This is a genomic window from Pseudoalteromonas sp. XI10 (genome assembly GCF_001469895.1).
Classification (GTDB): domain Bacteria; phylum Pseudomonadota; class Gammaproteobacteria; order Enterobacterales; family Alteromonadaceae; genus Pseudoalteromonas.
The window spans coordinates 76,828-98,431 of record NZ_LOPY01000060.1; the positions used below are offsets into that span (position 1 = coordinate 76,828).

Sequence of the window (21,604 nt, forward strand, 5' to 3'; positions counted from 1 at the left end):
GTGGCACAAATCTCGCTAAGTATGGGTATCTAAACACTCCGGGGGGAGAATTATCATGGAAAATGTCCATATTTTGACGCAGCGGGTGTCTGCGCGAGGCGAGTTTCTGCCGTTTTCGGCAGAGCATTACCGAATAAATGAAACAAATAGTCCACACGATTTGGTCGCAAGGTTACAAACTACGTTATCAATCGAAGAAATTTTGACAATTTTTGCCGAACACGCAAAACAACTGATCAATTTATCTGGATTACAGTTCCAATCTGCACTCGGAGTGTCACAAAGTGCTGGCAGCGATACCAGTCAAACACCGTACTCTTTTGATTTAGATATCGAAAGTGAACGCTTAGGGCAGTTAATTTATTTTAGCCAGTTCCCTATGGGTAAAGCGATTGAAGCAAAATTAAAGCTACTTCATACAGCACTCGTTTACCCATTGCGTAATGCGCTTATGTACACCCGCGTATTACGTTTAGCGACTAAAGATGCACTAACAGGCTTAAACAACCGTAGTCAATTTAATGACAGCTTGGCGCAAAAGTTAGAACGTTGCCGCCGTCAGCATCGCCCATTTAGTTTAATGCTGCTTGATTTAGATAACTTTAAACAAGTGAACGATAACTTTGGTCATAAAATTGGCGATGATGTACTGCAAGAATTTGCTAATGTATTACGCACTAGCGTGCGTGGCACTGACTCTATTTTCCGCTTTGGTGGAGATGAATTTGCATTATTAATCGACGACCCTGAATTCACCACAAATAAGGTAATTGCTGATCGTATTATGAGTTTGGTTGCTAGCTCAGGGTTGATGGCTCAATATGATGTAACATCAAGCATTGGTTATACACTCGCCAATAACCAAGACTGCGAAAACGAAGTATTTGCCCGTGCTGATAAAGGCCTTTATAAGGCAAAAGCAGCAGGAAGAAACTGTGCAAGAGCTTACTAATTGAGTAAAAGCCTAGCATCCCCCGCTAGGCTTTTTTGTTTATAAATTTATAACCAAGCAATACTAACCAAAAACCAGCGAAGAAGCCACTTAATAAGTAAAGCAAGGCAGCCATGGTGGTAAGGGGCGATACCATCACTAAAGCCAGCGGCGTAAGTACGCCTAGAATAAAGAAAATACCGCCTTTGCCTGACCAGTAACCTAGCAGCAATAATGAGCAAACTAAGCCGCCAGCTAGTGCATAAAAAAGTGTATTTATTGTCAGCTCTGCATAAGCAAAACCGGCAACTACAGCTACTAGCACCGACAACGCAAAACCAAGTGGTGCCTTATTAACTAGTGATAAACCAACATGTGGTTGTTCACTCATAGAGTGTCTCCCATAGAATTCCATCTTCAACACTGTGCTGCTCACTAATAAAGTAGCCAACTACTTGCACAAGTTGATCGTTATAAAAAATAAGTGGTGTTTGTGCACGTAACCAAGGAGCTACTTTGGCATCTTTAAACCAATGCTTTAAAGTATTTGAACCGGGTTTATGCAAAGGCTTTATACGCGCTTGAGGCTTATTAAATTCAACCCTTACTTGCTCATCTTGATTTGGTTTTCTGATACCTTTGCCCGCTTTCACTATTAGTTTTCGGCCATCAATCAGTTCAATGTTCTGCAAAGCAATATCCATCGCCTCAGGTATTGCCTGCTCCTTCACAAAGTACCAATGCTGCTGATGCCGACGAACATCACCGCTTTGCAAACAAATTTTTAGCTGGGCATCGGCTTTTGCCGTTAAACCTTGCTCAATAATTTGCTGTAGCTGATTCTCAGAAGGTAGTTGATGGGTAAACTGATTCAGCCACGCACGTACAAGGTTTGCTTGTCTGGGCTTACTAAACCTCGCTATTGCCTCGCAGCTTAAACCACCCTGCTTATTTTGACAGTGTGTAAGGTCGCTTTGCGTATATTCATCGAGCAGTGATTGCTGCGTTTGTAACAGCCGAATACTGCGCGCAGCGCTTTTTTCGAACCCTTGAAAACGCTCCGTTAAAATAGGCAAAACCTGATGACGTAAAAAATTGCGGTCAAAGCGCTCATCAACATTTGAATCATCGGTGATATGGGTAATAGCAAATTCATTGGCAAATTGTTCAATTTGCTCACGAGTGATATTAATCAGCGGTCTAAAACATACACGCCCAGACGCTAACAATCGCGTTTGTGGCATTGATGCTAAGCCTTGCAAGCCTGAGCCACGCTTTAGACGAAGCAAGAAGGTCTCAAGTTGATCATTTAAGTGCTGACCAAGCAGTATCACACTACCTGATATACAGTTTTCGTCGAGTGCTTGGTACCGCGCCTCTCGCGCTTGTGCCTCAAGTGATGTACGCGAGCACTGATGAATTTCAACGTGCACCGCTTTAAATGCGACATCGAGCTCTTCACATAGCGATTGGCAAAACCCTTGCCAATCATCGGCATACTTGCTCAAGCCATGATTAACATACACAGCTTCAATTTTAAGTTCTGAGTGCTGCTGTTGAGCTCGCTTCATTAAATGTAACAATACAACCGAATCAACACCGCCAGATAAGGCAACGCTAAAGCAACTTTGCTGAGCGTTCAGCAAAGGCTGCAATTGTGCTAAAAAATGGTGGTATAAATCTGATGTTTGCATTAAAAACCAATGAGTATACAAGCGTCTGTGTTATCGGCATTATAAAACAAAAAAAGCCGCAAAAGCGGCTTTTTTCAATTTTAAGCTGTGTTTAGCAGTAGCCAAACGACATTAAACGTTTGTAACGCTGATCAAGCATTTCATCTAGTGAAAGGCCTTGTAAGTCAGCTAGGTCACGCTTAAGTTGGTTTTTAAGGTTACGCGCCATCGCATCGTAATTACGATGTGCGCCACCAAGTGGCTCATCAATTACGTTGTTGATTAAATCAAGCTCTTTAACACGTGCAGCTGTTACACCCATGGCTTCTGCTGCTAATGGTGCTTTATCTGCACTTTTCCATAAGATTGATGCACAACCTTCTGGCGAAATTACAGAGTAAGTGCTGTATTGCAACATGTTAACGCGGTCGCCCACACCAATTGCTAATGCACCACCAGAACCACCTTCACCGATAACAGTACAGATAGTTGGTACTTTCAACGCGGCCATAACTTTAAGGTTACGCGCAATTGCTTCACTTTGACCACGCTCTTCAGCGCCAACACCTGGGTATGCACCTGGGGTGTCGATAAATGTCATAATTGGCATTTTGAAACGCTCAGCCATTTCCATTAAGCGTAATGCTTTACGGTAACCCTCTGGCTTTGGCATACCAAAGTTGCGTTTAATTTTTTCAGCCGTGTCACGCCCTTTTTGTTGGCCAATAACCATCACTGGTTGACCTTCAAAACGTGCAACACCACCTAAAATAGCTGGGTCGTTAGCAAAAGTACGGTCGCCTGCTAGTTCGTCAAATTCCGTGAAAATGCGCTCGATGTAATCACGAGTATAAGGACGCAACGGATGACGGGCTAACTGAGAAACCTGCCAAGCACCTAATTCAGAGAAAATTTTCTCTTTCATTTCAGCACTTTTCTCTTTTAATCGACTGACTTCCTCTTCTAATCCAAGGTCTAATTCGCCAGCGCGGCTTACATTTTGTAATTCTTCAATTTTTGCTTCTAATTCTGCGATTGGAAGCTCAAAATCAAGATAATTGAGGCTCATGCTCTAAACTACCTAATTAATTAAATTCTAGTTCTACATCTTGCGCCGCCATCAGCGATAACTTATGAATTAAGTCATCACTCGGCGTAACACACCATTCGGTTCCTAAGGTAATCTCAGCCAACGCATCCGGACGTTGATAGAATACTTTAATAGGACAAGTACCAAACTTATAAGGTTCCAGTACTTTTTGTAAATTATCGAAGAAGTTCGCCTCGATCTGCACCATATTCAAGGTCATTTTAATCGCTTTTATACGTTTTTCTCGCGCCTGTGCGATGGTGCATATGTCTCTAGCGGTCATTGTAATGCCACCAGAGAAGTTATCAAAGCTGACCTGTCCAGATATTACCAAGATATTGTTTACTTGCAGCAAATCTTGGTACATTTCAAACTGTTCTGGGAATAAGCGTACATCAATACGGGCACTCTTGTCATCTAAAGTTACAAGGCCCCATCGATTTCCCTTTTTGTTTATTAAGGTACGAGCAGAGATCACTAAGCCTGCAGCCGTTGACTGCACATCGCGGTTAGTGGGTTGTAAATCGACCAGCCTTCCTGACGTATAATGCTTTAACTCTTTACGATACTGGTTAATTGGGTGGCCAGTTAAATACAGACCTAAAGTTTCTTTCTCACCATCTAGCCACTCATTGTCGGTTAAATCTGTGGCTTTGATAAATGCTTGTTCAACTTCATCTGGCTCTGTAGCAAGTAATCCAAATAAATCTGCCTGCCCTAGTGACTCAGCCTTATGATGCTGATCGGCTGCTCGCATGGCATCTTTTAAGCTTGCTAATAAGGTTGCACGACCAGGTTGGGTTTTATCTGGGCCAAGTTGATCGAGCGCTCCGGCATAAATAAGCTTTTCAACAACTCGCTTGTTTAAACGCTTTAAGTCAACACGGGCACAAAAATCAAATAAGTCCTTAAACGGGCCACCTTCGCTACGGGCTTCTAGAATAGCTTCAACAGGCGCCTCACCAACCCCTTTAATGGCACCGATACCGTAAACAATTTCACCTTGTAGATTAACCGTAAACTTGTACTCACCGGCATTTACATCCGGCGGTAACAAGGTCAGTTTCATATTTTCACATTCATCTACCAAGGTAACAATTTTATCGGTGTTATCCATATCCGCTGACATTACCGCAGCCATAAACTCTGCTGGGTAGTGAGTTTTCATCCACAGCGTTTGATACGACACTAAAGCATAAGCAGCTGAGTGAGATTTGTTAAAACCATAACCTGCGAACTTCTCTACCAAGTCGAAGATTTTCATTGCAAGTTCGCCGTCAATTCCGTTATTAACAGCTCCTTCTTCGAAGGTTGAACGTTGCTTTGCCATCTCCTCTGGCTTTTTCTTACCCATCGCACGACGCAGCATGTCAGCGCCACCTAGCGTATAACCAGCCAGTACCTGGGCAATCTGCATTACCTGTTCTTGATAAAGAATGATACCGTAGGTCGGTTCTAGAATGGGTATCAAGCTATCGTGTTGCCACTGCACATCAGGATAAGATAACTCTTCGCGACCATGCTTACGGTCGATAAAGTTATCTACCATGCCTGATTGCAATGGACCAGGGCGGAATAGCGCTACCAGTGCGATCATATCTTCGAAGCAGTCGGGTTTTAGACGACGAATAAGGTCTTTCATACCACGAGATTCTAACTGGAATACCGCGGTGGTTTCGGCGCGTAGCAGTAACTCAATACTTGGCTTATCATCAAGTGGAATAGCGTTGATATCAACCGGCTCTTTACCCTCTCGGGCTAAGCGCTCGTTAGTCATATCAATTGCCCATTGCAAGATGGTAAGTGTTCTAAGACCTAAGAAGTCAAACTTAACTAAACCCGCCGTCTCAACGTCGTTTTTATCAAATTGCGTTACCGGGAATTTACCTTCATCATCACAATACAGAGCAGCAAAGTCAGTGATAGTGGTTGGTGATATTACAACACCACCAGCGTGTTTACCGGCGTTACGTGTACAGCCTTCAAGGATGCGACACATATCAATAAGCTCTTTGACCTCTTCATCACCGTCGTAGGCTTCTTGTAAACGAGGCTCAACATCAAACGCTTTAGCCAAGGTCATGCCCGGATCGCCCGGTACTAGTTTAGAAATACGATCAACAAAGCCGTAAGGGTGACCAAGTACACGGCCTACGTCACGGATAACCGCTTTTGCAGCCATGGTACCAAAGGTAATGATCTGAGATACCGCGTCACGGCCATAAAGCGCCGCTACGTGATCAATTACCTCATCACGCCTATCCATACAGAAATCGACGTCGAAATCGGGCATTGAGATACGTTCTGGGTTCAAGAAACGTTCGAATAGTAAGTCAAATTCGAGTGGATCGAGGTCGGTGATCTTCAGTGCATAAGCAACCAATGAACCGGCACCAGAACCACGCCCTGGACCTACCGGAATATTGTTATCTTTACTCCACTGAATGAACTCCATTACGATCAAGAAGTAACCTGGGAAACCCATTTGGTTGATTACGTCGAGCTCTATTTTCAGACGCTCATCATACTCGCCACGTTTTTCTTTACGCTCTTGCTCATCGGGGAATAAAAACTGTAAACGCTCTTCAAGGCCATCTTCAGAGACCTTAACCAAGAAGTCTTCAATTTTCAGCGAACCGGTTGGGTAATCTGGTAAGAAGTAAGTCCCGAGCTGCACGGTCACATTACAGCGCTTAGCAATTTCAACGGTGTTTTCTAACGCTTCAGGAATATCGCTAAATAGCTCAGCCATTTGCTCTGCTGTTTTAAGATATTGCTGCTCAGAAAAACGTTTTGGTCTACGTTTATCTTCTAAGGTGTAACCGTCATGGATTGCCACGCGGATTTCATGGGCTTCAAAGTTTTCTGGTTTTAAAAACACCACTTCGTTAGTAGCCACCACAGGTAACTGCTCTTTTGTAGCAAGCTCAACAGCTAGGTGTAAATAGTCTTCTTCTAAAGCACGTTCCGTACGAATAAGCTCAATATAATAATGATCGCTAAAATGTTGCTTATAAAAACTAACAACCGATTCAATAAGACCTGGGTTACCCTTTAATAGGGCTTTACCTAAGTCGCCATCTTTAGCGCCAGATAATAAAATTAGGCCATTTTTGTGCTCCACCAGCCATTCACGGTCAACCACCGGGCGGTGAAATAGATGTCCACGCTGGTACGCTTTAGAGATCAATAAAGTAAGGTTTTTATAGCCTTCGTTATCTTTCGCTAAGATGGTAATTCGGCTAGGTTCATCTTCAAATTCAGGGCTTCTTAACCAAAAGTCTGCGCCAACAATAGGCTTAATACCAGCGCTATGGGCAGCGCCATAAAAACGCACCAAACCACATAAGTTCATCTGATCGGTGATAGCCAATGCAGGCATTTGCAGCTCTTCAGCTTTAGCGACAATTGGCTTAGTTTTAGCTAGGCCATCCACCATTGAGAAATCTGAGTGAACACGTAAGTGAACAAATTGTGGCGCAGGCATTACAGTTGCTCTCCTTTTAACGCCAAAATGCGCTGAACAGGTTTAAAGCTTTTACGATGCTCTGCAATAGCACCGTATTGTTCAAGTGCTGCAAAGTGTGCCTTAGTTGGATAACCCTTATGGCCTGCAAAACCATAGTCAGGGTAACGCTTATCAAGCTCAATCATTTCATCATCACGAGCAACTTTCGCTAGAATAGATGCCGCTGAAATCTCTTCGACTAGGCTATCGCCTTTTACTACCGCCTGTGCTGGCACAGTTAATTGGCTAGGCACACGGTTACCATCAATAAAGACAAACTCAGGCTTTACACTTAAGCCTTCAACCGCGCGGCTCATCGCGAGCATAGTGGCATGCAAAATATTTAACTCATCAATCTCGCTTGGACTACAACGACCAATAGCATAGCACAGGGCTTTTTCTTTTATTTCTGCCGCTAATAATTGACGTTTTTTGTCTGATAACTTTTTAGAATCTGCTAACCCTGCAATAGGCTTATTTGGGTCCAATATTACCGCAGCGGTAACAACATCCCCCACTAATGGACCACGGCCAACTTCATCTACACCAGCAATATAATTAACATTCGGTCGTTCAATTTGCATTTAGTAACTCCGCGACTGCTGCTGCAGCTTGTTCATTGGCATTTAATTTAATGTCTTTATGTATGGCTAAAAAGCGCGCTTTTAGTTCGCTGTTATCAGTATTAAGCATAGGTGTTAACGCTGCTGATAGGTTTTCAACATTACACTCAGTTTGTAAGTATTCTGGAACGAGTTCTTCATCGGCTAATAAATTAGGCAACGAGAAATACTTAATGTTAAAAGTGAATAAGGTTTTGAAAATCCAGTAACTCAGTGGCTTAATTTTGTAGCCCACAACCATCGGCTTTTTATACAGCATACCTTCAAGCGTTGCGGTTCCTGAGGCAAGTAAAATGGCATCAGCGGCTTGCATTGCAAGATTTGACTGACCATCCAATAATTGTAGTTTTAGATCAGGAGCTGTTTTTTCTAAAATCTCACAAAACTGAGCTTTTCGTTTTTCATTGACTAACGGCACCACAATTTTGAGTTCAGGGTTTTGCGCTTGCAGTTTAGCCGCTGTTTCAATGTAGGTTTCGCTTAAAAGCCCTACTTCAGAACCTCGGCTACCTGGTAGTAATGCAAGCACTTTATCAGTGTGTGCTAAACCTAGTTGGTTACGAGCCTCGGTTTGGTCGTGCTCAAGGGCAATATCATCAGCCAAAGTATGACCCACAAAGGTACAAGGTACATCGTGCTTATCGTAAAAGGCTTTTTCGAACGGTAAAAGTGCCAGCACTAAATTAGTGGCGGCACTGATTTTATGAATACGTTTTTCGCGCCACGCCCACACTGACGGGCTAACATATTGTACTGTTTTGATGCCCGCCTCTTTTAGCGGCTTTTCGACACGTAAGTTAAAGTCAGGGGCATCGATACCAATAAATACATCTGGTGGGTTGTCGATAAAATGCTGCACCAATTGTTTGCGTATTTTTAGTAGGCGCGGTAATCGGCCAAGTACTTCAACTAGGCCCATTACAGATAATTCGTCCATATCGAATAATGTCTTACAGCCAGCCGCTTGCATACGCGGGCCTGCAATCCCTTCAAATATGGCATCCGGAAAACGGCGTTTAAGTGCTTTTACTAGCCCTTCACCTAAAATATCACCTGATAACTCACCTGCCACCAAGGCAATACGTAACGGCTTTGTTTGTTCTTTCATTCGTTGATAATTCGCAACTTTTGGCACTAATAAAAACGAGTTTACCGTGTTTTAGCAGTCGGATAAATGTCACAGAGTTAATAAATACTAGAAATCGAAATTAGCCTGCCTACTTGCTCATTGGTTGAGCATTTATTTGCGTGTGTAGCCTGCAGGTTTACTAGCGACTATCTAAAAAGAGCTTAAAAAAGAATAAAATAAGCCATAGCAAAACGGCTTTTTATAACGATTAAATATTTGAAACTTTAGAGCTTTATCTCTAATCTGTAGAAAAGGTGAGCAGGATTAATTCATCTTTATTTCGTATTTTCCTATTGACTAAAATGAATACAGGTTTAATATTCACAAAGTTTCAATAATTACTGAAACTTCATAATCAATATTTGTCGTGTCTACCGCACCCGCTAACAAGGAGCTAAACAATGATAGATGAAACATTTGTGGATCTATCGCGATTGCAATTTGCAATCACTGCCCTATTTCACTTCCTATTTGTTCCCCTTACCTTAGGTATGACGTGGATTTTAGTGATCATGGAATCCGTTTACGTGATGACAGGTCGCGAAATTTATCGTGATATGACTAAGTTCTGGGGTAAGTTGTTTGGTATTAACTTTGCGATTGGTGTGGCGACAGGTCTAACCATGGAGTTTGAGTTTGGTACCAACTGGTCTTATTACTCTCACTATGTGGGCGATATATTTGGCGCACCGCTAGCGATTGAAGGCTTAATGGCTTTCTTCTTAGAATCAACCTTTGTTGGTATGTTCTTTTTAGGCTGGGAGCGTTTGAGTAAACGTCAGCATCTAGGTGCTACCTTCTTAATGGCATTAGGGACTAACTTATCTGCGTTATGGATTTTAGTAGCAAATGGTTGGATGCAAAACCCAGTAGGTGCTGAATTTAACTACCAAACCATGCGCATGGAAATGACTAGCTTTGCTGAATTGGTATTTAACCCAGTCGCACAGGTTAAGTTTATTCATACCGTATCAGCAGGTTATGTTGCAGCATCTATGTTTGTACTTGGTATTAGTAGCTGGTACATCTTAAAAGGTCGCGACCTTGCTTTTGCTAAGCGTTCGTTCTCGGTTGCTTCAGGGTTTGGTTTAGCGTCTATTCTTTGTGTTATTTTACTTGGTGATGAATCTGGCTACGAAGTTGGCGAAGTGCAAAAAGTCAAACTCGCAACTATTGAAGCTGAGTGGCATACCGAAGAAGCCCCTGCCGCATTTACTTTAGTTGGTATTCCTGACTCAGAAGAACAAGTAACCCATGCCGCTGTAAAAATCCCTTATGCACTTGGCATCATTGCTACTCGCTCTATTGACGAGCAAGTAACGGGTATTAAAGATCTTGAAAAGCAGCACGAAGAACGTATTCGTAACGGTATGATTGCATACGAATACTTAGAAAAGCTTCGTGGCGGTGAAGACACACCAGAAAACATTGCAAAGTTCGATACCTTAAAAGACGACCTTGGCTATGGTTTACTACTTAAGCGCTACACTCCTAACGTGGTAGATGCAACAGAAGAGCACATTCAAAAAGCAGTGAAAGACTCAATCCCTCAAGTCGGCCCTATGTTCTGGTCATTTAGAATCATGGTTGGCTGTGGCGTGATCATGCTTGGTGTATTCGTCCTCGCATTTTATTACAACGCACACCGCATTATTGAGCAAAAGCGCTGGTTATTATGGGCTGCGGTATGGAGTATTCCTCTGCCTTGGATTGCCATTGAATTTGGTTGGATTGTTGCGGAATACGGCCGCCAACCGTGGGCAATTTCGGAAATCTTACCGACCTTCTTGGCAACCTCGTCACTCACGGTGAATGACTTATTGATTAGTATTACTGGTTTCTTAGTTTTCTATACAGGTCTTGCTGCTGTAGAAGGCTGGCTGATGCTGCGCTTTATTAAACAAGGCCCAAGCTCACTTCATACCGGTAAATATCACCATGAACTTGCTAAAGCGGATTCACTTGCAAGCCAAGGAGCTCAGTCATGATTTTTGATTACGAAACACTAAAACTAATCTGGTGGCTGTTAATTGGTGTCTTACTGATTGGCTTTGCAGTGACCGATGGTATGGACATGGGTGTGGCAATTTTGCTTCGCCTAGTTGGTAAAACAGATGTTGAGCGCCGTACAGTTATTAACACCATTGGCGCTCACTGGGATGGTAACCAAGTTTGGTTCATCACCGCTGGGGGTGCACTGTTTGCTGCTTGGCCTATGGTATACGCGGCCGCTTTCTCTGGCTTTTACTTTGCTATGATGCTGGTGTTATTTGCGTTATTTTTCAGACCGCTTGGTTTTGATTATCGCTCAAAAATAGATTCACCGCGCTGGCGTAATAACTGGGATTGGGGCCTATTTGCTGGCAGCTTTATTCCTGCTTTAGTATTTGGTGTGGCATTTGGTAACTTATTACTGGGCGTGCCTTATCATATCGACGACCTACTGCGTGTCAGTTATCAAGGTTCATTCTTTGCGTTATTAAACCCGTTTGCCATTGTTGTTGGCTTAGTGAGTGTACTAATGCTGGTTGGTCATGCAGGCATGTGGTTACAGCTTCGTACTGATGCAGAGGTTGCTAAACGCTCAGCACAATATGGTCAATATGCACTGATGGCGTTTATTGTATTGTTTGCCTTAGCTGGTGTGTGGGTATCACAAATTGACGGATATAAAATCGTTAGCATGGGCGATACCCAAGGTTTTGCAAACCCGTTGGCTAAAACAGTCACGCAGGCACCGGGTGCATGGCTTGATAACTATACAAAAATGCCATTAACCATGCTGTTTCCTGCCCTTGCATTCGTGATGGCGGCACTGGCGATTGTGTTATCTAAATTACAAAAACCAGCAATGGCATTGGCTGCGTCAAGCTTAATGCTTGCAGGCGTGATCTTAACTGCGGGTATGTCAATGTTCCCGTTTGTGATGCCTTCGAGCAACAACCCAAATATTAGTTTAACTATGTGGGATGCTGTTTCGAGCCATATGACACTTAACGTGATGTTTATCGCTGCGGTTATTTTTGTACCACTTATTCTTATTTACACAACATGGTGTTATGTGAAGATGTGGCGCAAAGTAACGATTAGTGAAATTGAAAACAACACTCACGGTAGCTATTAAGGAGATTTAAATATGTGGTATTTTGCCTGGATTTTAGGTGTTCTATTAGCCTGTACACTTGGGGTGATCAACGTAATGTGGTACGAATTTCACCAACATAAAGATTCGATTGCTGATGATGAGCTAGAGCTATACGCGAGACTCAAAAACACCGATGACAACTAAACCCCGACCAAATCGCGCGCAGCAGCAAACGCTGCGCGCTTTTTTAAAGCAGTATAGCCAGTCCGCTTCAGGGCTTCTTAAATTAAGCATTAGTCTGGGCACACTCAACGCCCTATTAATGATTGCCTCTTGTTATCTTCTTGCAAACGCGGCTCATCAAGTCATGTTTGAACAAGCAAACTTGCAAGCCGTAAGCCCATTATTATGGCCGCTGGCAGGGCTAATTTTAGTTCGTGCTTTGTTGGTTACGCTAAGTGAACGCGTAAGTAACCTCGCCGCGTTAAAAATAAAAAACGTGATGCGTAATACACTGCTAGAAAAGCTCAGCAAACTGGGGCCAGCCTACAGTGAACAGAAAGGTCACGGCGCAACACTTAACACCTTACATAATGGGGTGGAAGCACTGCATCAATATTACGCCAACTACATTCCAAGCGTGGCTTACAGTGCGCTTATTCCATTAGCGATATTGGTGGTGATTTTTCCAACCGATTACAAAGCAGGCCTCATTTTCCTTTTAACAGCCCCGCTTATCCCCTTTTTTATGATTTTAGTGGGCCATAAAGCTGAGCAGTTAAACCAAGAACGCTGGCAACAACTGGCGGTACTTGGTAATTACTTTTTTGACCGATTACAAGGCCTGACTCAACTCAAGCTCTTTAATGCAACCAAGCGTGAGCTAAATAGCATCAGCCAGATTTCTGATGATTACCGTGGAGCAACCATGGGTGTATTGAAAGTCGCCTTTTTATCGTCTTTCGCCCTTGAGTTTTTAGCCACCATTAGTGTCGCCCTTGTTGCCGTTATCATTGGCTTTAGATTATTTTTTGGTACGCTCGATTTTGCCACTGGATTTGTGGTGTTACTACTGGCCCCTGAGTTTTACTTACCACTTAGACAAATGGGTACTCACTATCATGCAAAACTTGAAGGGATCAGTGCCGCTGCTGATATGGTCGACATAATCAATCAAAGTGACGCCGATGAACATTTGGGTACATCTAAACTTGAGTTTCCAATAAAACATATACAGCTGAATGCGCTTACCTTTCATTACCCTGAAACAAACGAAGGGGTAACTGATATCAACTTAACCCTGCCAAGCTCAGGCTTAATTGCCTTTGTGGGTGAAAGTGGTTCAGGTAAAAGTACCTTGTTTGATTGCCTGTTAGGTTTTCATCATCAGGCCAATAGTGCCATTAGCATTAACGGGCAACCACTTAGTGATACTGCATTAGCTAATTGGCAAGCACAGCTGGCTTGGATCCCACAACAAGCCACGTTATTTTATCGGACCGTTGCCGAAAACCTACGTTTAGCTAAACCCGATGCAAGCCAAACAGAACTCGATGAAGCCGCAAATAAAGCAGGTGCACTTGAGTTTATTACTGCATTACCTGATGGCTTTGATACCTTGCTCGGTGAACAAGGAGAAGGCCTCTCAGGGGGGCAAAAGCAGCGCATAGCTCTTGCTCGTGCATTTTTGAAGAATGCCCCTGTGCTGATGCTAGACGAGCCTACCGCTCACTTAGACAGCCAAACAGAGCATTTAATCAACCAAGCAATCCGCGATTATGCAAAAGACCATTTAGTACTGGTTATTGCTCACCGACTGAATACGGTAAAACACGCCGATAATATTTACGTTATGCAACAAGGTCACATTGTTGAATCTGGTCAGTACCAGCAACTGACTGAGCAAGCAGGCCTATTTGCTAAACTGGTGAGCCAAGGTGACGCCCATGCATAACTTTATACGTCTATTAAAACTGTGCAAACCTCATACTGGCATGTTGCTTTTAGGGGCTTTTTTAGCAAGCTTAACGGTACTCGCTAATGTGGGCTTGCTCGCTATATCTGGGTGGTTTTTAGCAGCCATGGCAGCGGCGGGCATTGCGGGTGTGCAGATGAATTACTTTACCCCAGCTGGAGTGATCCGCTTTTTAGCTATCGTGCGCACAGCGTCTCGTTACGGTGAGCGGATGATAACTCATAATGCTACCTTTTTATTGCTGAGCGAAATTCGCGTAAACATGTTCAAGACTCTGAGCCAACTGAACAACGTTGACTTAGCAATGAGTCGTAGTAGCGATTTATTTAACCGGCTACAGAATGATGTTGATGCGCTGGATAAATTCTACCTCAATGTGCTGCTGCCGATTATTGTCGCCTTGATCAGCATTCCTATCGTAATGGCCTTCATGGCCATGTATAACGCTGAGGTTGCATTAGTTTGCTTTACTTCACTGATGATTATTGGCGTGCTGCTTCCTGCATTGTTAAGCCATAAGCTTCACCAACAAGCGGATACCGAAACCCAACTTTCAGCCGAGTTAAGAGCTGAACTTGCCGATACACTATCAGGTGCCAGAGAGCTTGCTGTCTATCAAGCACAGGCGGCGCAATTAGCGCATTGTGATTCACTCAGTAAACAATACAACGACCAGCTCTATAATCGCCACAAAGCCGTGGCAAATAGTAATGGTTTAAGCACTTTGGTGATCCAACTTACCATGCTGGCCAGTGTATTTATGATAATTCCACTGGTTGCAATGGGGACTATGAAAAACGTTGAACTGGCGATGCTCGCGTTATTTGTATTAGCAAGCTTTGAAACCGTGCTCACCCTGCCTACGGCATTTATTGAATTGCCACTTACTTTAAGTGCCGCAAAGCGACTGTTTGATCTTGAAGATAAACACAGCAGCTTAGCCGAAAAGCCAAACAACTTAGATGATCAACTAGCAAACCAATTAGCTGACAAATCAGGGCTTGGTCTTGAGCTAAGCGAGGTCAATTACCAATACTTGGGGGCAAAAAGTAAAGCCCTTAGCAATATCAATTTTGCGATTACACCCGGCAGTAAAGTTGCCCTAGTCGGTGCCAGTGGCAGTGGCAAAACCACTCTAGTTAACTTACTCACGGGCCTTTGGCCGCTGCAATCAGGCTCATTAAAGCTCACCACCAAGCAAGATAACTTTGAACTTGAAAGCTTGAGCACTGCAACACGCTTTAAGCAGCTAACGATAGTTGCCCAGCAGCATCATATTTTTGATGGCACGCTACGTGAAAACCTTCGCTATGCAGCTCCTGATGCAACAGATAAGATGCTTATTGAGGCCTGTGAACAAGCTGAACTTGGCTCTTGGCTTAAGAACTTAAAAACCGGCCTTAATACCCGCTTAGGAACCGCAGGCAGAAAGCTTTCTCATGGTCAGTCTCGTCGTATTGCCATTGCCCAAGCTCTATTAAGGCAAGGTAATTTAATCATTCTTGATGAACCAACAGAGAGCCTAGATAATCACACTAAGCAAAACTTACTGACTACACTTGAGAGAGTATGGGCAGATAAAACCATGCTGACCATTACCCACGACCCAGCAATGCTAAGTCGTGTTGATAAAGTTATTTGGTTAGAGCAAGGACAAATAAGAGCCCTTGCAAGTCATGCTGAATTAATGGCTAATGAAGCCGACTACGTAGAGCTTATTACCCGTTTTTAATCGAGCTGCTCAACGGTGACGTCAATCACACCTTGCTTGACTGAGGCGATTTGTGAAAACGCCTTTTTTGATAAATCGATAATACGACCGCGGATAAATGGGCCGCGGTCATTAATGGTAACAATCACGCTTTTATTGTTAGCAATATTAGTAACTTTTACTCTGCTGCCAAAACCAAGCGTTTGATGAGCCGCGCTCAATGCCTGTTGATTAAACACCTCACCACTTGCTGTCGTTCGGCCATGATATTTATCAGCGTAATAACTGGCTTTGCCTTTTTCTATTGCTCCTTTAGATACCGAAGGCACACTACTACAACCAGTTATAATTAAGCTTAACAACGCAAAAATGATGAGTTTGTTCATATTAGTAGATCCTTTTTTGCCGTGAAGATAACAAGCACTGACTTAGCAAAACCTGAACTATACCAACTTACCTAATTAAGCGAATGAGTATAAAAACAAAAAAGCCACCTTAAGGTGGCTTTTATAGAAGTTCGCTTATGATTAGCGAATAATTCCGCGCTCAGAGCTTTTCACAAAGTCTATCATCAGCTGAACAGCTTGGTACTTCGCAGCATCTTCACTTAGCTCAGCGATTGCTTCTTCAACACCTAAGCTCTTACGATAAAGCGTTTTATATGCACGGCGTGTTGCCATGATTTCATCGCTTTCAAAGCCACGGCGTTTCATGCCTTCAGTATTGATTGCTACAGGGCCAGCCGGTGTACCAATTGTAGTTACAAATGGCGGCACATCTTTATTAACGCCTGAGTACATACCAACAAAGGCATGTGAACCAATTTTACAGAACTGGTGAACACCTGAGTTACCTGCAAGGATCACCCAATCACCTACGTGTACGTGGCCAGCAACAGAGGCATTGTTAGCAAAAATAACGTTATCGCCCACTACTGCATCATGTGCAACGTGTGTGTAAGCCATAAATAAGTTGTTGCTACCAATTTTAGTTACACCTTGGTCTTGAATCGTACCACGGTGAATTGTCGCACACTCACGGATCACGTTGTTGTCACCAATGATCAGAGTCGTTGGCTCATTCGCGTACTTTTTGTCTTGGCAAGCTTCACCGACCGAAGCAAATTGGAAAATATGGTTACCAGAACCAATCGTCGATGGGCCTTTTACAACCACATGAGATTCGATGATACAGTTATCACCAATAGTTACATCGTTACCGATATAGCTGTAAGGGCCAACTGATACGTTATTTCCAAGTTTTGCACCTGGTTCGATTATCGCCGTAGGATGGATCACTATTAAAACTCTCTTCTCGCACACATGATTTCGGCAGTACACACTACTTTGCCGTCAACTTTTGCTTCTGCTGCAAATTTCCATATATTGCGGCGCTCTTTTACAAACTCTACATGCAAATGCATAGTATCGCCAGGTAATACCGGCTGTTTGAATCGCGCATTGTCGATCGCTGCGAATAAATATAGTTCGTTATCGCTACGATTTTCAACTGTCTTAAAACCAAGTAAGCCAGTTGCTTGAGCCATTGCTTCTAAAATCAACACACCTGGAAAGATAGGTTGATTAGGAAAATGACCCGTAAAAATAGGTTCGTTCACTGTTACATTTTTAATAGCATGTAACGACTCGCCTGGCGTGTAATCAAGTACACGGTCAACAAGTAGCATCGGGTAACGATGCGGAAGTAAACTCAAGATATCCTGGATATCAAGACTATTTAATTCATTTGCCAAAATAGCATCCTTATTTGTCTTCAATATTGAGTGACTTAGTCAGTGACTCAAGTGCTTTAATGCGGTCTTTCATATCGCCAAGGTTACGGATATGGGCAATACTACGTCGCCATTCTTTGTTGGTTAGATGTGGCAAGCCTGAAGAATAAATTCCAGGTTCTGTGATTGCCTTAGTCACCATACTCATGCCGGTGATTATAGCACCATCGCATACACTAATGTGACCATTAATTGCAACCATACCGCCAATCTGACAATTCCTACCGATCACTGTGCTGCCAGCAAATACCGTACAACCAGCAACCGCTGTACCCGAACCGATCTCGACATTATGCGCTATTTGACATTGATTATCGATAATTACATTACTATGGATGATAGTATCGTCTAGCGCACCACGGTCAATCGTAGTAGACGCGCCTACCTCAACCTTATCACCGATGATTACTCGGCCAAGTTGCGGTATTTTCACCCATTCGCCACGCTCGTTAGCGTAACCAAAACCATCACTGCCCACTACCGTATTCGCTTGGAATAAACAGTCGCTGCCAATCTCTACTTCATGGTAAACGCTTACATTTGCCCAAAGCTTAGTGCCTTGGCCAATTTTTGCGTGCTCACCAATAAAACAGCCTGGGCCAATCTGCACATCGTTTGCAATTACAGCGCCCGCTTCGATCACCACATTGGCAGCGATCGCGACATTATCGCCAATAGAGGCTGAATCGTGAATGACTGCACTTGGGTGAATACCGGTCACTGCTGAGCGCGGTGTGGTATCCATTAGCTGAGCAAGTTTGGCGTAACAAACATAAGGATTAGCAACAATGAGCTTATTACCCGAAAAGTACTCAGCATCTGCTGGTGATAAAATCACTGCACTTGCTTGAGTATCATCTAATTGCGAGCGATATTTCTTGTTCGCTAAAAATGCAATATGCCCATGTTGGGCATTTGCAAGTGTAGATATTTTTTTAATCTCTGTGGCGCCGTCACCTTGAAGGTCAGCGCCCAGAAGATCCGCTATCTGCGAAAGCGTGTAGTTTTGCATATATGATTTCTATTGCTTACTTACTTTTTCAACAACTTTGCTTGATAAGTCATCGACAGTTTTAGGGTTAACATAAATCGTTGTTTCTTTTACTTTAACTTCATCGAATTTGCCAGCTTTCGCTACTTCTTCGATTGCATCTAAGATTAGCTTTTGAACTTTAGCTAGTTCTTGGTTTTGACGCATTTTGATTTCTTGCTCTAAAGGACGACCTTTTTCAGCAAGTTGCTGCTGCATACCTTGAATCTTAGTACGTAATTCTTCTTTTTGCTTATCGCTCATCGTTGTTGCTTCACGCTTGAACTTTTCAGCTTCAAAACGGATATCACCTTGAAGTTTTTCTAGTTCTTGACGACGCTCTGAGAATTCAGCTTCTAAAGTTTGCTCTACTTTCGCCATTTGTGGGATTTGCTTGTAGATTTCTTGCATGTCAACGATACCTACTTTGTGCGCGAATGCGTTAGTAGATAGGCCCATAGATAAAGTAGCAAGTAGTGCAAAAGCTGTTGATTTAATTGATTTATTCACGAAAAAACTCCTTTAGAATGTATTACTAATGTTAAAGCTGATGGTCTTCGTATCGTCATCTTCTTCTTTTTGCAATGGATACGCAAAACTGATCAGCATTGGACCCATCGGAGAGATCCATTGTAGAGAAAGACCGGTTGAAACCCTAAAGCGCATTGGATCTGAGTAATCATCCAATTTTGCGCGTTGGTCTGTTGAAAGGTTTTGATAACGGTCAATATTAAACTCTGTATCCCATACATTTGCAGCATCTACGAAGAAGCTAGTACGTACAGAGCTGGTGTTTTCTTCATCTAAGAAAGGTGTTGGAACAATAAGCTCCATCCCTGCTACCGCTTTGGCATTACCACCAATTCGGCCTGCTGTTTGTAATTGGTCAAATTCTGATGCACCACCAATGCTACCTGTTGTCGTACCATCAGGTAACGGTGTACCAGGAATGCTTTGCGGAAAACGTGATACAGCACGTGGTAAGATCGTATTACGGTCAAAGCCACGTAGTTCCATTTCAGTAATTCTGAAGAACTCTTGGAACGGCAGTGTTTGGTCATAACCATTGGTTGTACCGTAACCATTACCGTAACCAAGTGCCGCACGCGTTGAGAACACCCAGCGGTGGTCATTACTGATTGGCCAGTAGAAACGCGAGTCATAATTTAGTTTAAAGTACTGTAAATCAGAGTTTGGCGTTGTCGCAGTTAAGTTAAGAGATTGGCGCGAACCTGCTGTTGGGAATAGACCACGGTTAACAGTAACACGTGACCAACCTGCACTTAACTCGTACTTAGTAAAGTCAAATCCTGCATCTGGATTTTCAGGGTCTAAGAATGTTTCACGAATAACACGTGTTTGCTCATATTCTGCAATATCAGACAGCTCTTCTTGCACCCAACGAACACCAAAGTTGATACGGTTTACTGCATCGATTGGGAAACCAATGTTTGTACCAATACCGTAACTCTTCGATTTATAGTCGATTAGGCTGAATTTACTTGCATCATAGTTACTGTAGAAGATGCTACTACCTTGCGATACACCATCCGGCGTAAAGTAAGGGTCAGTGTAAGACACACTAATACGCTCAGAACCACGTGAGGTATTAATGTTGAAACCAATTTGGTTACCGGTACCTAAGAAGTTTGATTCACTCACACCAATGTTAAATTGCAAACCCAAGTAAGAACCATAAGCAAGGCCTGCGTTAAAGCTACCTGCAGATTGTTCTTTAACAGTAAAGTCTACATCAACTTGGTCATCTACACCTGGTACTGGCACAACATTAAAATCAACGCTCTCCATGTAAGGTAAACGCTGGATTTGCAGTTTAGAGCGCTCAAGGCTTTGGTTTGATAACCATGCACCTTCAAGCTGTGTCATTTCACGACGAACCACTTCATCAGAAGTATTTTGGTTACCGCCCACAATGATACGACGAACATAAACACGTTTGCCCGGATTAACAGAAAGCGTTAATTGAACTTCTTTGTTTTCGTCATCAATCTCAGGGATGGTACGTACTTCAGCATTGGCATAACCAAAACGTGCTAAGTAGCTTTTAATAAACTCTTCTGATGATGTCACCACAGAGCCGTTATAAAGCTCGCCAGTTTTTAGCGGGATAACGCTCTTAATAAGCTCTTCACGGCCTAACAAGTCACCAATAAAGTCAAAGCCTTTAACTTTATATTTAACACCTTCGGTGATATTTGCTGTTACATAAACAGAATCACGCTCTGGGCTAACTGATACTTGTGTCGAATCGATATTAAAACGTAGGTAACCACGGTCTAAGTAGTAACTACGAATTTTCTCTAAATCGCCTTCGATAGTTTGCTTTTGATAACGGTCGCTCGACATGAACTGCCACCAAGGCAAATCTTGCTGAGACTCAGCTAATTTAAGTAGCTCTTCATCTGAGAAAAGCTCGTTACCAACCAAGTTGATTTGACGAATTGACGCTGCGTCACCTTCATCAAATGTGAATAAAAGTTTTACACGGTTACGCGGTAACTTAGTAATGCTTACATCCACTTTTGCATTGTACTTACCAATACTGTGGAAGAATTCAACTAAGCCTTTTTCAATGTTATCAAGGACTGTTTTATCAAGCGGCTCACCAGTACGGATATCTTGCTGGTCTAGCGACTCATTAAGTTGCTCATCTTTGATGTCTTTATTGCCATCAAATTCGATCATGCTGATCGTTGGGCGCTCAGTCACTCGGAAGATAACACTGTTGCCATCACGTAATGCTTTAATATTGTCAAAGTGACCTGAACGATAGAGAGCCTTTATGGTTCTAGAAATTGTGTACTCATCAATATTATCGCCCACGTTGATCGGAATATGCGTTAACGCTGCACCCAGTGCAACACGCTGTAAACCTTCAACTTTTAAATCATCTACAATAAAGGAGTTTTGGCCTAGGGCTGCAAAGCTAGCACCTAATAAACTTGAAACTGCCAAATGTTTTTTTATAGCCATTTTGTTATCTTTATCCTTTACAACTGTATTACCGCTCAACACCTTATAAATTTAACTTTTGCG

18 protein-coding genes are annotated in these 21,604 nt (G+C 42.9%); 6 read left to right on the top strand and 12 right to left on the bottom strand.

Annotated features, from left to right (window positions below):
• Positions 1 to 55 precede the first annotated feature (55 nt).
• Positions 56 to 952, top strand: coding sequence for a GGDEF domain-containing protein (locus AUR67_RS17850; protein WP_058586265.1), 897 nt, complete (start codon positions 56 to 58; stop codon positions 950 to 952).
• A gap of 25 nt (positions 953 to 977) precedes the next feature.
• Here the strand turns inward: AUR67_RS17850 and AUR67_RS17855 are convergent, their stop codons facing one another.
• The 6 genes from AUR67_RS17855 to lpxB form a co-directional block, all read right to left on the bottom strand.
• A complete protein-coding gene (locus tag AUR67_RS17855) occupies positions 978 to 1,322 on the bottom strand; it encodes a hypothetical protein (protein ID WP_054562030.1) in 345 nt (114 codons plus the stop codon).
• Entirely contained in the window at positions 1,315 to 2,625 is a 1,311-nt protein-coding gene (gene tilS / locus AUR67_RS17860; protein WP_058586266.1) for a tRNA lysidine(34) synthetase TilS, read from the bottom strand. Before tilS ends, AUR67_RS17855 begins: the two co-directional genes overlap by 8 nt.
• Positions 2,626 to 2,716: 91 nt before the next feature.
• Positions 2,717 to 3,673: an acetyl-CoA carboxylase carboxyl transferase subunit alpha gene (gene accA / locus AUR67_RS17865; protein ID WP_054553102.1), complete on the bottom strand. Its 957-nt coding sequence runs from the start codon at positions 3,671 to 3,673 to the stop codon at positions 2,717 to 2,719.
• 16 nt (positions 3,674 to 3,689) lie between these two features.
• Positions 3,690 to 7,181: a DNA polymerase III subunit alpha gene (gene dnaE, locus AUR67_RS17870; RefSeq protein ID WP_058586267.1), complete on the bottom strand. Its 3,492-nt coding sequence runs from the start codon at positions 7,179 to 7,181 to the stop codon at positions 3,690 to 3,692.
• On the bottom strand, positions 7,181 to 7,786 hold the full coding sequence (gene rnhB, locus AUR67_RS17875) for a ribonuclease HII (RefSeq protein ID WP_055021941.1): 606 nt from the start codon (positions 7,784 to 7,786) through the stop codon (positions 7,181 to 7,183). The genes dnaE and rnhB overlap by 1 nt, the downstream gene beginning before the upstream one ends.
• Entirely contained in the window at positions 7,776 to 8,933 is a 1,158-nt protein-coding gene (gene lpxB, locus AUR67_RS17880; protein WP_058586268.1) for a lipid-A-disaccharide synthase, read from the bottom strand. Before lpxB ends, rnhB begins: the two co-directional genes overlap by 11 nt.
• Positions 8,934 to 9,355: 422 nt before the next feature.
• On the opposite strand from lpxB, the gene AUR67_RS17885 reads away from it, so the two are divergent.
• From AUR67_RS17885 to cydC, 5 genes are read left to right on the top strand one after another with little or no spacing between them, the layout of a single operon-like run.
• Positions 9,356 to 10,942: a cytochrome ubiquinol oxidase subunit I gene (locus AUR67_RS17885; RefSeq protein WP_058586269.1), complete on the top strand. Its 1,587-nt coding sequence runs from the start codon at positions 9,356 to 9,358 to the stop codon at positions 10,940 to 10,942.
• Complete coding sequence (cydB, locus tag AUR67_RS17890; RefSeq protein ID WP_055021939.1) at positions 10,939 to 12,078, top strand: cytochrome d ubiquinol oxidase subunit II; 1,140 nt, start codon at positions 10,939 to 10,941, stop codon at positions 12,076 to 12,078. Before AUR67_RS17885 ends, cydB begins: the two co-directional genes overlap by 4 nt.
• A 12-nt stretch (positions 12,079 to 12,090) precedes the next feature.
• A complete protein-coding gene (cydX, locus tag AUR67_RS17895; protein WP_054553108.1) occupies positions 12,091 to 12,243 on the top strand; it encodes a cytochrome bd-I oxidase subunit CydX in 153 nt (50 codons plus the stop codon).
• Positions 12,233 to 13,993: a thiol reductant ABC exporter subunit CydD gene (gene cydD, locus AUR67_RS17900; protein WP_058586270.1), complete on the top strand. Its 1,761-nt coding sequence runs from the start codon at positions 12,233 to 12,235 to the stop codon at positions 13,991 to 13,993. The genes cydX and cydD overlap by 11 nt, the downstream gene beginning before the upstream one ends.
• Entirely contained in the window at positions 13,986 to 15,746 is a 1,761-nt protein-coding gene (gene cydC / locus AUR67_RS17905) for a thiol reductant ABC exporter subunit CydC (protein WP_058586271.1), read from the top strand. The genes cydD and cydC overlap by 8 nt, the downstream gene beginning before the upstream one ends.
• Here cydC and AUR67_RS17910 read toward each other — a convergent pair.
• From AUR67_RS17910 to bamA, 6 genes are all read right to left on the bottom strand, one after another.
• Positions 15,743 to 16,111 carry a septal ring lytic transglycosylase RlpA family protein gene (locus AUR67_RS17910; protein WP_058586272.1) on the bottom strand — a complete coding sequence of 123 codons (369 nt, stop codon included), beginning with the start codon at positions 16,109 to 16,111 and terminating at the stop codon, positions 15,743 to 15,745. The genes cydC and AUR67_RS17910 overlap by 4 nt on opposite strands.
• Positions 16,112 to 16,252: 141 nt before the next feature.
• A complete protein-coding gene (gene lpxA, locus AUR67_RS17915) occupies positions 16,253 to 17,023 on the bottom strand; it encodes an acyl-ACP--UDP-N-acetylglucosamine O-acyltransferase (RefSeq protein ID WP_058586273.1) in 771 nt (256 codons plus the stop codon).
• A 2-nt stretch (positions 17,024 to 17,025) separates the two neighbouring features.
• Positions 17,026 to 17,478 carry a 3-hydroxyacyl-ACP dehydratase FabZ gene (gene fabZ, locus AUR67_RS17920; RefSeq protein ID WP_054562040.1) on the bottom strand — a complete coding sequence of 151 codons (453 nt, stop codon included), beginning with the start codon at positions 17,476 to 17,478 and terminating at the stop codon, positions 17,026 to 17,028.
• 10 nt (positions 17,479 to 17,488) lie between these two features.
• Positions 17,489 to 18,529: a UDP-3-O-(3-hydroxymyristoyl)glucosamine N-acyltransferase gene (gene lpxD, locus AUR67_RS17925; protein WP_058586274.1), complete on the bottom strand. Its 1,041-nt coding sequence runs from the start codon at positions 18,527 to 18,529 to the stop codon at positions 17,489 to 17,491.
• A 9-nt stretch (positions 18,530 to 18,538) separates the two neighbouring features.
• Complete coding sequence (locus AUR67_RS17930) at positions 18,539 to 19,057, bottom strand: OmpH family outer membrane protein (protein ID WP_054553115.1); 519 nt, start codon at positions 19,055 to 19,057, stop codon at positions 18,539 to 18,541.
• Positions 19,058 to 19,069: 12 nt separating this feature from the next.
• Complete coding sequence (gene bamA, locus AUR67_RS17935) at positions 19,070 to 21,541, bottom strand: outer membrane protein assembly factor BamA (protein WP_058586275.1); 2,472 nt, start codon at positions 21,539 to 21,541, stop codon at positions 19,070 to 19,072.
• Positions 21,542 to 21,604 lie beyond the last annotated feature (63 nt).

Coding starts and splice junctions, on each gene's coding strand:
- AUR67_RS17850 (WP_058586265.1), top strand. CDS start 56: ATGGAAAATGTCCATATTTTGACGCAGCGGGTGTCTGCGCGAGGCGAG.
- lpxD (WP_058586274.1), bottom strand. CDS start 18,529: ATGCAAAACTACACGCTTTCGCAGATAGCGGATCTTCTGGGCGCTGAC.
- dnaE (WP_058586267.1), bottom strand. CDS start 7,181: ATGCCTGCGCCACAATTTGTTCACTTACGTGTTCACTCAGATTTCTCA.
- cydB (WP_055021939.1), top strand. CDS start 10,939: ATGATTTTTGATTACGAAACACTAAAACTAATCTGGTGGCTGTTAATT.
- cydD (WP_058586270.1), top strand. CDS start 12,233: ATGACAACTAAACCCCGACCAAATCGCGCGCAGCAGCAAACGCTGCGC.
- AUR67_RS17910 (WP_058586272.1), bottom strand. CDS start 16,111: ATGAACAAACTCATCATTTTTGCGTTGTTAAGCTTAATTATAACTGGT.
- cydC (WP_058586271.1), top strand. CDS start 13,986: ATGCATAACTTTATACGTCTATTAAAACTGTGCAAACCTCATACTGGC.
- bamA (WP_058586275.1), bottom strand. CDS start 21,541: ATGGCTATAAAAAAACATTTGGCAGTTTCAAGTTTATTAGGTGCTAGC.
- cydX (WP_054553108.1), top strand. CDS start 12,091: ATGTGGTATTTTGCCTGGATTTTAGGTGTTCTATTAGCCTGTACACTT.
- AUR67_RS17885 (WP_058586269.1), top strand. CDS start 9,356: ATGATAGATGAAACATTTGTGGATCTATCGCGATTGCAATTTGCAATC.
- lpxB (WP_058586268.1), bottom strand. CDS start 8,933: ATGAAAGAACAAACAAAGCCGTTACGTATTGCCTTGGTGGCAGGTGAG.
- AUR67_RS17855 (WP_054562030.1), bottom strand. CDS start 1,322: ATGAGTGAACAACCACATGTTGGTTTATCACTAGTTAATAAGGCACCA.
- rnhB (WP_055021941.1), bottom strand. CDS start 7,786: ATGCAAATTGAACGACCGAATGTTAATTATATTGCTGGTGTAGATGAA.
- tilS (WP_058586266.1), bottom strand. CDS start 2,625: ATGCAAACATCAGATTTATACCACCATTTTTTAGCACAATTGCAGCCT.
- accA (WP_054553102.1), bottom strand. CDS start 3,673: ATGAGCCTCAATTATCTTGATTTTGAGCTTCCAATCGCAGAATTAGAA.